Origin of the sequence: Undibacterium sp. SXout20W (assembly GCF_049340285.1) — a bacterium.
Lineage (GTDB): Bacteria > Pseudomonadota > Gammaproteobacteria > Burkholderiales > Burkholderiaceae_D > Undibacterium.
Genome location: NZ_JBMPPH010000001.1, coordinates 295,870 through 309,309, shown reverse-complemented (window position 1 = coordinate 309,309; position 13,440 = coordinate 295,870). Strand labels below are relative to the sequence as shown.

Below are 13,440 nucleotides of genomic sequence, written 5' to 3'. Positions count from 1 at the left end.
GTAAAAAAAGCTAAGGAAGAATTATGTCACAAGCTACCGACATTCAAGCAAACACTAACACTACAATCCGCCCAAATGAGATGAATTTGATCTGGGTTGACATGGAAATGACCGGTTTAGAGCCAGATAATGACAAAATCATTGAAGTGGCGGTCGTGGTCACAGACTCACAATTGAATGTATTGGCAGAAGGTCCGGTGTTTGTTATCCATCAATCTGACGAAACGCTGGATAAAATGGATGCCTGGAACAAAGGCACCCACGGTCGTTCCGGTTTAATCGATAAAGTGAAGGCATCCACAGTCACTGAAGCGGAAGCTGAGCAAGCACTGATAGAGTTTTTAAAACCTTACGTGCCAGCCGGTAAATCACCAATGTGCGGAAATACCATCGGTCAGGACCGCCGTTTCATGGTACGCGGCATGCCAAAACTGGAAGCGTATTTCCATTATCGCAATCTCGACGTATCGACGCTCAAAGAGCTTTGCCGCCGCTGGAAGCCGGAACTGTTGGCGGGTTTCAAAAAGCAGCAAAAGCACACTGCCTTGGCTGATATTATTGAATCGATCGAAGAATTAAAATACTACCGTCAGCATTTTATTAAAGAATAAGGTAAATTTTTTGTGTTCACAATTCAACGAACCCTTTTCCCGTGAACGGAAGTCATATGATGGGACAGGGATGAGGAGAGTTGAGGCGTCCTATATCAGATTGTAAAAAAGCGCCGACATCGGCGCTTTTTTACTGGTAGGGAGTATTTAAATTCATGCTCTTGTGAAGCTTATTTCATCAAGGCATTGAGAAAAAACTGAAGGATACTCCCCTGTATCAGCTTAAAACCTAATTAAACGCCTAACAATTCAACTTCAAAAATCAATGTGGCATTTGGTGGAATAACGCCGCCTGCGCCACGTGGGCCGTAGCCTAAGCTTGACGGAATCGTCAGGATGCGTGTGCCGCCGATTTTCATGCCTTGAACGCCTTCATCCCAGCCTTTGATCACATGACCAGCGCCCAATGGGAAAGAAAACGGGTCATTGCGGTCTTTGCTGGAATCAAATTTTTTGCCAGCGCTACCGTCGGCATTTTGCAACCAGCCTGTATAGTGCACAACGACGTGATTGCCAGCTTGCGCTTCTGCGCCTTCGCCAACAACTTTATCTTCATATTGCAAACCGCTTACTGTCGTGATTGAGCTCATAAAATTCCTTATTTTTGAAAAAAACTGTGGCGCAATTGTAGTGCAAAAAAGCATTTTATCGGGCTAAATTACAATTTATCCAGACTTGCTTTGATTTATTTTTCTTTTGGGAAAGTTTTTATTTGTCTGATTGATATTGAAACGTGAATAAACATAAGAAAACAGCAAGTCAGAACCAACCTCCCTTGCTGATGCACGGTAAAATGCTCCCTCATTTATTTTAATAGCGGTCTTTGTTCATGCGTAGTCGTTCTCTGTTGGCATCTTTATTCGTTGGTATCGTTGGTTCAGTAAGCGCCTTTTCAGCCCCCGTTGCACAGGCAAATGTGGTTGTGGTGTTGAATTCTCGCGATGCGACGGTCTCCTTGTTGGATCAAGAGAGCTACAAAGAAATCAGTACTTTTCCAATTGGTAAAGAACCACACCATTTGATGGCAACGCCGGACAATAAATCTTTAATTGTCGCCAATGCCGTCGGGAACGAATTGGTATTTCTTGACCCAGTCAGCGGCCAGATACAACGCCGTGTCAAAGACGTGGCAGATCCGTATCAGATTGGTTTTTCGCCTGATCAAAAATGGTTTGTGTCTAATTCTTTACGTTTAGATCGCGTCGATTTATACCGTTACGATGGTAAAGACTTCAAATTGGCCAACCGTGTTCCTTTAGCGAAACTGCCAAGTCATATGGCTTTCGATAAAGCGAGCTCGACCGTATTTATTACTCAACAGGGCAGTGATCAGATATCCGCGATTGATTTGGCGACGCAAAAAATAAAATGGACAATTCCTGTCGGTAAGCTACCTGCGGGTATCGCGATGACCCCTGATGATAAATATTTATTAGTTGGCATCATGGGCAGTAACTATGTTGAGGTGATTGATTGGCGTACACAAAAAACGGTAAAAAAAATCACCGCTGGTGTTGGTACGCATAATTTCCGTGCTTTAGGTGATAAACGTCATATCTTCGTTTCAAATCGTACTTCTAATGAAATTAATATCATCGACCAGCAGACCTTAGAAAACGTTGGCAGCATTCCTGTACCCGGTGGGCCAGATTGCATGGAGGTGAGTGCCGATGGTAAAACCTTATGGACTACCCTGCGGTGGATAAAAAAAGTCGCAGTGATTGATATTCCTTCCAGGAAAGTCATCAAATTGATCCCTGTCGGACGATCACCTCATGGAGTATTCTTTGCCAATCGTGCCCCAGATATGTAAGTTAACCAGGGGCTCAATGGTGCACTATTCACTGCGCAGTTCATTATGGTTGAGGGCGATGATCAAATTCTTAATCACTGCACCATTCATTGTGTCGGCTGCATTGGTGAATGCAAACGCATATGCGACTGCAAATTCAAATCCAAATCCAAATCCAAATCTAAATGATCAGGCGACTTGCAAAGCGACTGTCTATCTAACGTTTGACACCGGTAGCCAATCGCAAGCGATGTTGGTGGCGCAAACACTGCGCCAACATCACATCAAAGCTAGTTTTTTTCTGGCGAATGAAAAAACGATCAATGGCGACTATTCGTTAGCCCCAACCTGGGCGCCGTACTGGAAAAGTTTAGTCAACGATGGTCATGTGTTTGGTACACATACCTTTGATCACGTGTACGTCGCCAGAGATTTACCTGACGGCAGGATCGTTGTCAAACCGCAATTTGGTCCGCAGGCAGGTAAGGAGTTGGCATGGACGCCGCAACAATATTGCGAAGAATTACATCGTGTTGATGAACGTTTTTTGCAGTTAACCGGTCATAAGCCAGATCCGTTCTGGCGCGCGCCTGGTGGAAAGCTCACACCGAACTTACTGAAAGCAGGAGAAGCCTGCGGTTACCGCCATGTAGGCTGGGCGCCGGCAGGATTTTCTGGTGATGAGTTATCGAGTGAAAAGTTCAGTAACCCAATGTTGTTAAAAAGTGTACTTGCGCAATTACGAGATGGAGATATTTTTATGGCGCACTTGGGCATTTGGTCACGCAAACAAGCCTGGATGCCAGAGAACCTGGAACCTTTAATTACGGGCCTGGAAAAAAAAGGATATTGTTTTGCGACCTTGCGCGAACATCCCGCTTATCGAAAATAAACTAAAAAGTTCGACTAAAAAGGTCGACTAAAAAGTTACACTAAAAAGTTACGCGAGTTAAACTAAAAAGTTAAACTACATTATGAATTTTTCTGAAGTAATGACAACGCTGCAAGCGTGGATTTTTGAAACGATTGTACAGCCAGCCATGTTTTACCTTGGGTTAGGCGAGTTTGTCGAAGATTCCTTTGAGGGCGTTGAATGGTTTGTTTTCGGCGTGCTGCAATTGACACTTTTGTTTATCGTCTTGCGCCCGCTAGAGTCACTGATACCAGTGCAAAATATTGAAAATCGCTACGCCCGCTGGAATGATTTTATTTACACCGCTTTGCATCGACTGGGCGCATTTTCGATTGTGGTGTTTTTTGTACTCAATCCCATATTGGATAAATTGACAGCCTTATTGCATTTCGAAGGCGTTAATCCACTCAATCTGGAAAATATGTGGTCGGGCTTTTTAAGCTATCCGGCGTTATTGTTTTTGGCTTATTTAGTCGTGCTGGATTTTTTTGACTATTGGTATCATCGCGCTGAACATCAATTTGATTGGTGGTGGGGGTTGCATAGTCTGCACCATAGCCAACGCGAGATGAATTTGTGGACCGATAACCGCAACCATCTGTTGGATGATTTTTTACGCAGTGTGTATATGGGTGGAATTGCCATTGTGATCGGCGTCGAACCAGGCCAATATGTGCTATTGGTGATGGCGACGCAAATGCTACAAAGTCTGCAACATGCGAATATCCGTTTGCACTTTGGAAAGATAGGCGAATTTCTTGTTGTATCCCCGCGCTTTCATCGTACTCACCATGCAATAGGAATTGGGCATGAAACTGCAGGTAAGGGTACCTTGGGCGGACACAATTTTGCGGTCCTGTTGCCGATTTGGGATGTGATTTTTGGCACCGCGTGCTTTAGCAAAGATTATGCAATCACAGGTATCCGAGACCAATTACCAGCGCCTGAGGGTTGCTCGCGTGATTATGGTGGCGGATTTTGGTCACAACAATGGCTGGGTTTACGACGGATGTGTGGTTTTGAACGAAATGTCAAAGACATAAAGGAATTGCACTGATGAGTATTACTAAGCTAGGTGTTTCGTGGGGGCGGGCAGTTGCTTCACAATTGCATATCCGTATGTTACTCCTCACGTTTTGGCCATTTTTAGTGGCATTGTTACTTTGGTGTGTGGTGATGTGGCTTGGGATGCAAGCCTTGTTCGACTATGTGCAACAATGGTTTAACACACACAATAGCTTTCAAACTGCCGGCGACGTGCTGGCGATGTTGGGATTATTGACTTTTAAAGTGATGGTGGTACCGCTGGTGGCCATGTGGTTGCTCTTACCCATTATGGTTTTTACCGCATTGTTATGCATAGGCATGTTTGCAATGCCGGCAATCAGTAAGCATGTAGGTCATCGTCACTACCCGGCTTTGGAAAAAAAACGTGGCGGCTCGGTATTCGGTAGTTTGTGGTTTTCATTCTCATCGTTTGTGATCTTTGCTTTTATTTGGATACTGACTTTACCGTTGACGTTGTTCCCCATCTTCAGTCTGGTCTTGCAGCCCTTGCTATGGGGCTGGCTGACCTATCGCGTGATTGTCTATGACGCGCTCGCTGCACATGCCGACGTTGATGAGCGAAAAGCCCTAATACAACAACACCGATGGCCATTGCTGTTTATTGGCACGATTGCGGGATTGTTTGGTGCGGCGCCTGGTTTGTTGTGGCTAGGAGGTGTCGTTTCGATGACTCTTTTACCGTTGATCTCTGGCGTTGCAATTTGGTTGTATGTATTGGTATTTGTATTTACTGGTTTGTGGTTCCAACACTATTGTCTGGCAGCGCTGGAACAGCATCGTCAAGCGCCTTCAGCTTAGCGATAAACAGATAACAAGGACGTATTATGGCAATTGGCATCATAATTATTGGCGATGAAATTTTGTCTGGAAAACGTGAGGACAAGCATTTATCCAAATTCATTCAAATATTATCTGAGCGTGGCTTGCAATTAGATTGGGCGGAGTACGTCGGCGACAATCGCGAGCGTATCATTGCAACATTACAGCGTAGTTTTGCGTCGGGCGATATCGTATTCTCGACGGGCGGGATTGGCGCGACGCCAGATGACCATACACGCCAATGCGCTGCGTTAGCATTAAACGTCGATATTGCATTACATTCAGAAGCAAAGCGTCTGATTCAGGAGCGCATTTTAGATATGGCCGCAGATACAGGTAAAGCCGTTGATTTGAATGCGCCTGATAATTTGCATCGACTTAAAATGGGCGAGTTTCCAGTCGGTGCCGATCTGATCCCCAACCCATTTAATAAAATTCCCGGTTTCACTATCAAGCAGCATTATTTTGTTCCTGGTTTTCCAGTGATGGCGTGGCCAATGATGGAGTGGGTGCTTGATACGCAATATGCACATTTGTTTCACCAGCAAGCCCGCGCTGAAAAGGCCGTGATCGTCTACGAGGCAATCGAGTCCGTATTGACGCCGCTCATGGAGCAACTGGAAGCGGAATTCCCGTTAATTAAGGTCTTTAGCTTACCGAGTGTCGGTACGGAAACTCAACGCCGGCATATTGAATTGGGTGTCAAAGGTGATCCACAGCAGGTAGAAGTCGCATTCGAAAAAATGTGCGCAGGCTTGGATCAATTTCAAGCTGAATATGTGTCCGTTGCACAAAAGTAATCGACATGGAAATTACAACAGGCACCAGGCCAAATGAAAAAAATTAAGTTCACGTTGTTTTCTTTACGCGACTTGTTGGTTGCATTTGGCCCTATGCTGTTGGTACTGGTCATCATTATTGGCGCAGCATATTATCTGGTCGATCCGGCGCCTGATCGCGTCATTGAAATTTCTACTGGTTCTGTTGATAGTTCATATCAGCGTTTTGCGAAACAATATGCCGCTGAATTAGCAAAAAATAAGGTAACGTTGCACATCAATCCGTCGCAAGGGTCGCAAGAAAATTTGCAAAAAATTAGCGACCCCGAGTCTGCAATTCAGGTAGGCTTCGTGCGTAGTGGTTCCGCTGATCCACAAACAGGAGAAGATAAAGGATTGGTATCACTAGGTAGTTTGTTCTATGAACCAATCTGGATTTTCTACCGCAGCAAAAAAGAATTCAATACAATCAGCGAGTTTAAAGGTAAGCGCATCAATCTTGGGGCAGAAGGCAACGGCATGCATCGCATGTTTTCGCAGATACTCAGTGTCAACAATATGCAGGAAGCGGATGTACAAATTCAACGTTTAGATGATGCTGAGGCAACTAAAGCATTTTTAAATAATAAGATGGATGCCTTGGTTTTTAGCTCTGCCAGCGACTCGCCGCTAGTACAGCAATTATTGCTAACGCCCGATGTACGCTTGTTTGATTTTGTACAGTCCGAAGCCTATACACGTCGTTTTCCATTTCTATCCAGCGTCGTTTTGCCGCGCGGTATTGTCGATATTGGTCGTGATATTCCATCCCGTGATTACCACTTGATTTCACCGACGGCGACCTTGGTTGCCCACGAGAGTTTGCATCCAGCGTTGATAGGATTGTTATTGCAAGCAGCGCATAAAATTCATGGCAAGGCCGATTGGTTCAGTGATCAAGGTGAATTTCCATCGGATAAATACACCGAGATTCCTGTTGCAACTGAAGCGCAGAAATTTTATAAAAACGGACCACCGATGTTGCAACGGTATATGAGTTTTTGGATCGCTAATTTTTTTGATCGCATGTGGGTTGTGCTGATTACTGCTGGCGCTTTGTTGTTGCCGTTGTCGAAAATTATTCCGCCATTGTATGTTTGGCGCATCCGGTCACGGATTTATCGCTGGTACGGACAGTTGAGAATCGTTGAGCAAATAATTGATGCGAGCGACACAAATTCGCCGGCTCAACGATTGCATAAACAATTGCAGCTCCTGGATGATATCGAAGAAAAAGTAAACAATACGAGTCTCCCTTTGTCTTACATGGAAGAACTTTATCATCTACGCAGCCACATTCATTTTGTCCGTGACCGCCTGCAGGAACGATTACGAGCAGCAGAAGCCGCATAGCCGTCGTCGTTAATCGGTAAACTCCTCAAATTTAATGATTCTTTGTTCCGGGAGAAAATAGCTGATTCCAGTCTTCGCTGAGGAAAGACGCTCAATTTTGCTTGACGGTCGCAAGCTGCCAATTACTGTTTAACGTGATCACTGTGCGCGTTGCACCACTCCCAATAAAAAAACCCCGAGCTGCTTATTCACTACGCATCTCCGCAGCAAATAAATTTAACGCACGACGCAGACTTTGGTCATCCAGGTTCAACAATTGATCACCGACATACCATTCAAACATACTGCTATTCGGTAGTGCTGCAGAAACGGCGTTATTAAATAGCCAGATACCGTGCGCCTGCGCGATGTGATTTCGAATGGCAATGGCCTTTTCCGGCGCAACCGGCAAATGTACGTGCAGCATATTTGCCTGCGGCTGCGATGGGTTCGTGCGAAACTGAGGATAGACTTGCAAGTGTTCAAATAACTGCTGGGTGCGAGCAAAATAGGCAGGCATTGCCGCCAGTCGCTCATCAAATTGCATTGCCGCTGAAACGACGTACGGCGTGCGACGGAATATATTGCCCCCTAAACGATGTATCCACACCTTGGCCTTCGCGAGAAAATCGGGTTTGCCCAATAGCATGGCTCCACCTAATCCTGCCATGCCTTTGTAAAAAGAGACGTAGACTGTGTCAAATCCAAGGGCAATTTCTTGCCAGCTTTTACCATAGTAGGCTGCCGCTTCCCATAAGCGTGCACCATCCATATGCAAATGAATATCATGTTCATGACAATGCGTTTTGATCGCCTCAAGTTCGTCCCACGCAGGCAATTGACCACCAATTTCGCGCATCGGCAATTCTATTTGTAATGCCGCTAAAGGTTCTGCTTGCGTTTTAATATCGTTGTACGTCCAAGGTCGGTGTGCTTGTCCTAAAGTGAGCGACTGGAAATGCTGCAGTGTTTGAAAGTTACTGCGTTCGTGAATCAGAATGTGGGAGGTGGCGTGTAGTCCGACTAACGGATTTTTTCTTTCCAGACATGCTAACCGCAACACTGTGGCTTGCGTCATCGTACCAGTAACGCAAAATAACCCAGCTTCCATTCCCAATAGCTGGGCAACTTTTTGTTCGAACATTTGAACTGAGGCGCCTTCACCGTACACATCATGCTCAATTTGATGCTGTTGACACCAGTCAGCCATGCGGGAAAAAGTTTCTGCTGGAGAAAGTAATTTATGGCCTGCCAGATTTGTATGACAAGAATTTTTTAATTTTGATAATTCAGCATCAGTCAAGATTCTCTCCAAAAAGGGAAGTCGTCATTAAATTTTTAGTTGCAGTATGCCACGAGACCAAAATCCAAAGGAATGTGAGCTAAAATCGATACTTTCCAGATTCCTTCTTCGCCAGACTATGACAACTACACGGCCATTTGCTCCTGATTTTATTACGCCTTATGAAAGTGGCAATCGCAATCAGACGACACAGTGGGGCGATTGCATACGGTTTTACCAGGAATTGGCACAACATTTTCCGCGGATTTTGAATTTCTTTGAAATCGGGCAATCTGATGCGGGTAGGCCTTTATATGCTGGTGTGATTACCTCTGATGGTGAATTTGATCGCGACCAATTACAGGCACAAGGGCGTCCGGTCTTTTTTAATAATAACGGCATCCATCCGGGAGAACCAGAAGGTGTTGATGGCTGTATGGCGTTGGTCAGGGATTTTTGCTTTGAACCTGAGCGTCTTGCTGCGTTAGGGAAAACGGTATTTTTGTTTATTCCTATGTACAACGTCGACGGCAGTTTGAATCGTCAAAATACATCGCGCGTCAATCAGGATGGTCCCGAGAGCTTTGGTTTCCGCGGAAATAGCCTTCATCTTGACCTGAACCGTGATTTCATAAAATGCGACAGCCTTAATGCGCAAGCTTTCAATCGCTTTTTTAGCGCATGGAGTCCAGATGTGATGGTCGATACCCACACATCAAATGGCGCCGATTATCATTACACCATGACCTTGATTCAGACGCAGACGGATAAGCTTGGTAACGGTCTTGGCCCGTTTTTGAAAGATCATATGGTTCCGGCAATCTATGCCGAAATGGCGCAGCGTGGTTGGCCAACGTGCCCCTATGTGAACCCGATCAAAGATATTCCAGATCATGGAATCGAAGATTTTTTAGAAACGCCGCGTTTTTCTACAGGATACGCAACTCTGCATCATACAATCGGGTTCATGCCAGAGACGCATATGCTCAAACCCTTTGCCGATCGCTATGAATCGATGCGCGCATTGGTTGAAACGGTATTGAACTTCACTATCGCTCATGCGGCGACAATTCAGACGCTTCGCGCGGAAGCAAGGGGGGCTGTAAGCAAGAACCAACAAGCGGCAGTTCATTGGGTTGCCGATCACTCCCAGGCGTCGAGTTTCGTATTTAAGGGCTTTCAGGCACGGTATCAACCGAGCATTATTGGCAACTATACTCGTCTCTCCTATGATCGGCGTCAGCCGTGGGAAAAGCCGATTCCTTATTTTAATCACTTTGTTGCAGATATTAGTGTCCAGCGACCTAAAGCGTATCTTGTACCTCGATCCTGGCGCGCCGTGGTTGAACGTTTGCAATGGAATGGTGTCGTAATGCAACAACTGAGTAATGATCAGTTAATGGATGTAGAGATCTACAGAATAACCTCACTGAAAAGTCGCTCACATGCTTACGAAGGACACATGTTTCATGATGAAGTGACTATCCAAAGCCATCAAGAACGGGTTGCGGTGCAGGCAGGGGATTTCCTGATTAATCTTGATCAGCCTCAGGCACGCTATGCGATCGAAACCTTAGAGCCCCAAGGGCACGACAGTTTTTTCCGTTGGGGTTTCTTCAATAGCTGTCTGGAGAAAAAAGAAGCTTTTTCGGATTATGTATTTGAGGATACTGCTGCGGAAATCTTACGTGATGAACCAGCTACTCGTGCCGCATTTGACGCATGGAAACAAGAAAATCCAGCATCGCTTAATGATCAGGCTGCTGTGCTCGACTTTATTTTTACGCACTGTGAGCGTTTTATAGAGCCAGAATGGAATCGCTATCCAGTGTTGCGGATCATTTAACGTCGGTAATTGTCACACGCGATGGTCTCATCTTGTTACAATTTCAGTGAAAACATAATAGAATTCGTCGTCGCATTAATCTTATCAACCATTTTTGAATAGGTCGTTTATGGCAAAGTTATTGGATTATCTGAATCAGCTCGATCAAAATGCAGACGTACGTGCAGAACATGCAAAGGACCCGACTGCTTCAATGAAAAAATTTGGTCTTTCAGAAGAAGAACAAGCGGCAATAAAATCTGGCGATAAACATCATATTGCGAAAGTCGCAGGGATTAATCCTGCGGAAGTGGGTGCAGTTCAGATTCCAGAAGCAACTCACTAAAAAATTAAAATCATTTCGGCTCGTACACACCCATGTGTCTCTTATTTGTTAAAAATATTCGGTGTGTACTCGCATTTTTTTTGTGTTTTTTTACTTGCGCCGTATCCGCTGAAAATATCGATGATGCAGACCAGCTGCTCTCACAGACTAGCTCCTATTTAAGAAGTACACCAGAAAAAGCAGAAAAAAATATCCAAAAGCTGGATGAGATTTTCAATTCGCTGAGTCAGGCACAACAAGAAAAATTTTATGTGCAAAAAGCTGCTTTCTTTGGTGCTGTCGGTAGACAAAAAGAGCGTGTTGAGTTGGCAGAGAAAGCAATTCAACATATTCAAAGTATTGAAATACAAGTCAAACTTCTCTATCAGTTATCAGATGGGTATACCAATATTGGTATGTTTGAAAAAGCATTGAATGCAATGAATCAAAGCGTTGCTTTGCTCCCGAAGTTGACTGACGTTAATACAAAACTCTATACGCTGCAATCTGCAGTTTCGCTATTAAATACCCTTAAAGCCTACGATCAGGCTGCGATTTATACTGAACAAATACTAGCGCTCGATGATAAGAAAAATTCAATTGCCAGCTGCGTAGGTTTAGCAAACAAAGTTGAAATTGGATTTTTACGCGGAAACGTTCAAGCGGCCAGGCGTGTTTTGCCTGAAGCGATTCAGGACTGCAAAGTTGGTAATAACGAATATATTGTGAAACTCCTGAGTGCGATGGATGCCCTTGATCGTATTCAATCAGCTGACTACAAACTTGGTATTCCGTTTGCTAAGACCCTGCTGGAAAAGACAGACGATAATTTCAAGAGAATCAATTATTTCGTTGAATTAGAAAACGCACTGGCGCGGGTTTATCTGACTATGGGTGATCTGAGTCAAGCCGAATTTTATGCAAATCAAGCCTATTCTTACTCAAAAGAATCTAAAGTTTATTTGCTCATTGAGCAAGCGAACGAAACGATGTCGAAGCTCAAGCGAGCTCAGGGGCAATATCTTGCGGCTTTTGAATTTAATGATGCCGCTTTAGAGCTAAAAAACAAATTATTAGACGAGCAATTACAAAAAAATATTGCATACCAGCGCGTTAAATTCGATATGCAGGATAAAGCAAATCAAGTACGTTTGCTTGAACAAAAAAATAAATTGCTTTCAATTGAACGGCAACTTGAGAAGAAAAACAACCAAAACCTTTTGTTGTTAATTGGCCTGGTGCTGAGCTTGCTATTGATGTCTGGCGTGTGGTTATGGAAGGTGATTCAGCAGAAAAATATCTTCAAGCGACACGCGCAAACAGATGGTCTCACGCAGATCAGTAATCGCAGTCATTTCATGACAGTCAGTGCCGCAGCGGTTGCCGGGCGCACTGACGCCATTAGTCTGATTTTGTTTGATATGGATTTCTTTAAACGCATTAACGATAATTTCGGACATCCGACGGGTGATTGGGTATTGCGTAACGTCTGTTTGGCGGTGAAAGAAGTTTTGCGAAAAGGTGATACTTTCGGGCGTCTTGGCGGTGAAGAATTTGCGATCTGCATGCCCGCTGCAGACACTCACGTTGCATTTCAACTGGCAGAACGGTGCCGCCTGGCGATCGCTGCGATCGATACTGAATCTAGCGGTTTTCGTTTCCCCCTCACTGCCAGTTTTGGCATTGCAACCATCGATACCCAAAGTAATAGCACTTTTGAGGTGCTGATGGAGTGTGCGGATAAAGCGCTGTATAAATCCAAATCAGAGGGCCGAAATTGTGTTTCGGTATTTGAATAGCTTGCTGAAATCGCCATCTCTTATGAATAATCAACCATCTGGACAGTTAGTATGTGTCGGTACAGGCCTGCGCATGGCGGGACAATTGACACCGATCAGCAAAAGTTACATCGAGTCATTTGACATCGTCATTGCCGCGGTGCCCAACATCTTTACCCGTCAATGGTTGAAAGAGATTGCAAAAGAATATATCTGCCTCAACGATCATTACGAAGACTCTAAAGTCGATGGCAAAACCCGTCGCGATACCTATCGACGGATGGCTGACACTATCCTCAGAGAAGTTCGCGCAGGTAAGCGTGTTTGTGCAGCATTCTATGGTCATCCAGGAATATTTGCCTGCATCTCCCATATGGCAATCGCCGATGCGCGCAGCGAAGGCTTCGAGGCTCATATGGAGCCAGGTATTTCAGCATTAGATTGTCTGGTTGCCGATTTGGGCATTGATCCTGGCGCATGCGGCATGCAGTCAATGGAAGCGACGCAGTTTATGATTTATCAGCGAGTGATTGATCCCACTTCCTTATTCGTGGTGTGGCAAATCGGGATTGCCGGCGATCTGACCTTAAAGCGATATGACACGGAGCCTGCCCATTTACAGATTATTACGGATAAATTGGCACAAACCTATTCGCTTGATCATGAAGTAATCTTATATGAAGCGGCGACTCATCCATTTGAACAGACACGCGCAGACAAGATCCGCCTTCGAGATTTACCTTACGCGTCATTAAAACAAATTACGACTTTAGTGATCCCAGCGGCGCAGGCGTTGCAAATCGACCATAAAGTGCTGGCGCAGTTAGAAGCATTGGGGCAGGTGCTTGCTCCTAAGAAAGTTATGGTTTAATTTTTT

At 44.8% G+C, this 13,440-nt stretch carries 13 protein-coding genes; 11 read left to right on the top strand and 2 right to left on the bottom strand.

Features of this window, described 5'->3' with window-relative positions; all coding sequences use genetic code 11:
• The first annotated feature begins 23 nt into the window (after positions 1 to 23).
• On the top strand, positions 24 to 611 hold the full coding sequence (gene orn, locus ACO0K1_RS01495; protein WP_423022045.1) for an oligoribonuclease: 588 nt from the start codon (positions 24 to 26) through the stop codon (positions 609 to 611).
• A 233-nt stretch (positions 612 to 844) separates the two neighbouring features.
• On the opposite strand, the gene ACO0K1_RS01490 is transcribed toward orn, so the two are convergent.
• Entirely contained in the window at positions 845 to 1,201 is a 357-nt protein-coding gene (locus tag ACO0K1_RS01490; RefSeq protein WP_423022044.1) for an FKBP-type peptidyl-prolyl cis-trans isomerase, read from the bottom strand.
• Positions 1,202 to 1,440: 239 nt separating this feature from the next.
• On the opposite strand from ACO0K1_RS01490, the gene ACO0K1_RS01485 reads away from it, so the two are divergent.
• The 6 genes from ACO0K1_RS01485 to ACO0K1_RS01460 all read left to right on the top strand — a co-directional run bounded on the left by ACO0K1_RS01485 (position 1,441) and on the right by ACO0K1_RS01460 (position 7,374).
• The gene (locus tag ACO0K1_RS01485; protein WP_423022043.1) at positions 1,441 to 2,424 is read left to right on the top strand and encodes a cytochrome D1 domain-containing protein; all 984 of its coding nucleotides are present in this window, start codon (positions 1,441 to 1,443) and stop codon (positions 2,422 to 2,424) included.
• 58 nt (positions 2,425 to 2,482) lie between these two features.
• Positions 2,483 to 3,295, top strand: a complete 813-nt coding sequence (locus ACO0K1_RS01480) for a polysaccharide deacetylase family protein (RefSeq protein WP_423022042.1) — start codon at positions 2,483 to 2,485, stop codon at positions 3,293 to 3,295.
• An 82-nt stretch (positions 3,296 to 3,377) separates the two neighbouring features.
• Positions 3,378 to 4,373, top strand: a complete 996-nt coding sequence (locus ACO0K1_RS01475; RefSeq protein ID WP_423022041.1) for a sterol desaturase family protein — start codon at positions 3,378 to 3,380, stop codon at positions 4,371 to 4,373.
• A complete protein-coding gene (locus tag ACO0K1_RS01470; protein ID WP_423022040.1) occupies positions 4,373 to 5,182 on the top strand; it encodes an EI24 domain-containing protein in 810 nt (269 codons plus the stop codon). Before ACO0K1_RS01475 ends, ACO0K1_RS01470 begins: the two co-directional genes overlap by 1 nt.
• 26 nt (positions 5,183 to 5,208) lie before the next feature.
• Complete coding sequence (locus ACO0K1_RS01465; protein WP_423022039.1) at positions 5,209 to 6,003, top strand: competence/damage-inducible protein A; 795 nt, start codon at positions 5,209 to 5,211, stop codon at positions 6,001 to 6,003.
• Between the two features lie 33 nt (positions 6,004 to 6,036).
• Positions 6,037 to 7,374, top strand: a complete 1,338-nt coding sequence (locus ACO0K1_RS01460) for a TAXI family TRAP transporter solute-binding subunit (protein ID WP_423022038.1) — start codon at positions 6,037 to 6,039, stop codon at positions 7,372 to 7,374.
• A 184-nt stretch (positions 7,375 to 7,558) separates the two neighbouring features.
• Here the strand turns inward: ACO0K1_RS01460 and ACO0K1_RS01455 are convergent, their stop codons facing one another.
• Complete coding sequence (locus ACO0K1_RS01455) at positions 7,559 to 8,656, bottom strand: threonine aldolase family protein (RefSeq protein WP_423022037.1); 1,098 nt, start codon at positions 8,654 to 8,656, stop codon at positions 7,559 to 7,561.
• A gap of 118 nt (positions 8,657 to 8,774) precedes the next feature.
• Between ACO0K1_RS01455 and ACO0K1_RS01450 the strand changes: the two genes are divergently transcribed.
• From ACO0K1_RS01450 to ACO0K1_RS01435, 4 genes are all read left to right on the top strand, one after another.
• A complete protein-coding gene (locus ACO0K1_RS01450) occupies positions 8,775 to 10,481 on the top strand; it encodes a M14 family zinc carboxypeptidase (protein ID WP_423022036.1) in 1,707 nt (568 codons plus the stop codon).
• Positions 10,482 to 10,590: 109 nt separating this feature from the next.
• Positions 10,591 to 10,806 carry a hypothetical protein gene (locus tag ACO0K1_RS01445; protein WP_423022035.1) on the top strand — a complete coding sequence of 72 codons (216 nt, stop codon included), beginning with the start codon at positions 10,591 to 10,593 and terminating at the stop codon, positions 10,804 to 10,806.
• A gap of 80 nt (positions 10,807 to 10,886) precedes the next feature.
• Positions 10,887 to 12,584 (top strand): tetratricopeptide repeat-containing diguanylate cyclase, encoded by a 1,698-nt coding sequence (locus ACO0K1_RS01440; RefSeq protein ID WP_423022034.1) that lies wholly within the window; start codon positions 10,887 to 10,889, stop codon positions 12,582 to 12,584.
• 22 nt (positions 12,585 to 12,606) lie between these two features.
• Positions 12,607 to 13,434, top strand: coding sequence for an SAM-dependent methyltransferase (locus ACO0K1_RS01435; protein ID WP_423022033.1), 828 nt, complete (start codon positions 12,607 to 12,609; stop codon positions 13,432 to 13,434).
• The last annotated feature ends 6 nt before the right edge of the window (positions 13,435 to 13,440 follow it).

Coding starts and splice junctions, on each gene's coding strand:
- ACO0K1_RS01450 (WP_423022036.1), top strand. CDS start 8,775: ATGACAACTACACGGCCATTTGCTCCTGATTTTATTACGCCTTATGAA.
- orn (WP_423022045.1), top strand. CDS start 24: ATGTCACAAGCTACCGACATTCAAGCAAACACTAACACTACAATCCGC.
- ACO0K1_RS01475 (WP_423022041.1), top strand. CDS start 3,378: ATGAATTTTTCTGAAGTAATGACAACGCTGCAAGCGTGGATTTTTGAA.
- ACO0K1_RS01465 (WP_423022039.1), top strand. CDS start 5,209: ATGGCAATTGGCATCATAATTATTGGCGATGAAATTTTGTCTGGAAAA.
- ACO0K1_RS01490 (WP_423022044.1), bottom strand. CDS start 1,201: ATGAGCTCAATCACGACAGTAAGCGGTTTGCAATATGAAGATAAAGTT.
- ACO0K1_RS01435 (WP_423022033.1), top strand. CDS start 12,607: ATGAATAATCAACCATCTGGACAGTTAGTATGTGTCGGTACAGGCCTG.
- ACO0K1_RS01485 (WP_423022043.1), top strand. CDS start 1,441: ATGCGTAGTCGTTCTCTGTTGGCATCTTTATTCGTTGGTATCGTTGGT.
- ACO0K1_RS01480 (WP_423022042.1), top strand. CDS start 2,483: ATGATCAAATTCTTAATCACTGCACCATTCATTGTGTCGGCTGCATTG.
- ACO0K1_RS01470 (WP_423022040.1), top strand. CDS start 4,373: ATGAGTATTACTAAGCTAGGTGTTTCGTGGGGGCGGGCAGTTGCTTCA.
- ACO0K1_RS01460 (WP_423022038.1), top strand. CDS start 6,037: ATGAAAAAAATTAAGTTCACGTTGTTTTCTTTACGCGACTTGTTGGTT.
- ACO0K1_RS01445 (WP_423022035.1), top strand. CDS start 10,591: ATGGCAAAGTTATTGGATTATCTGAATCAGCTCGATCAAAATGCAGAC.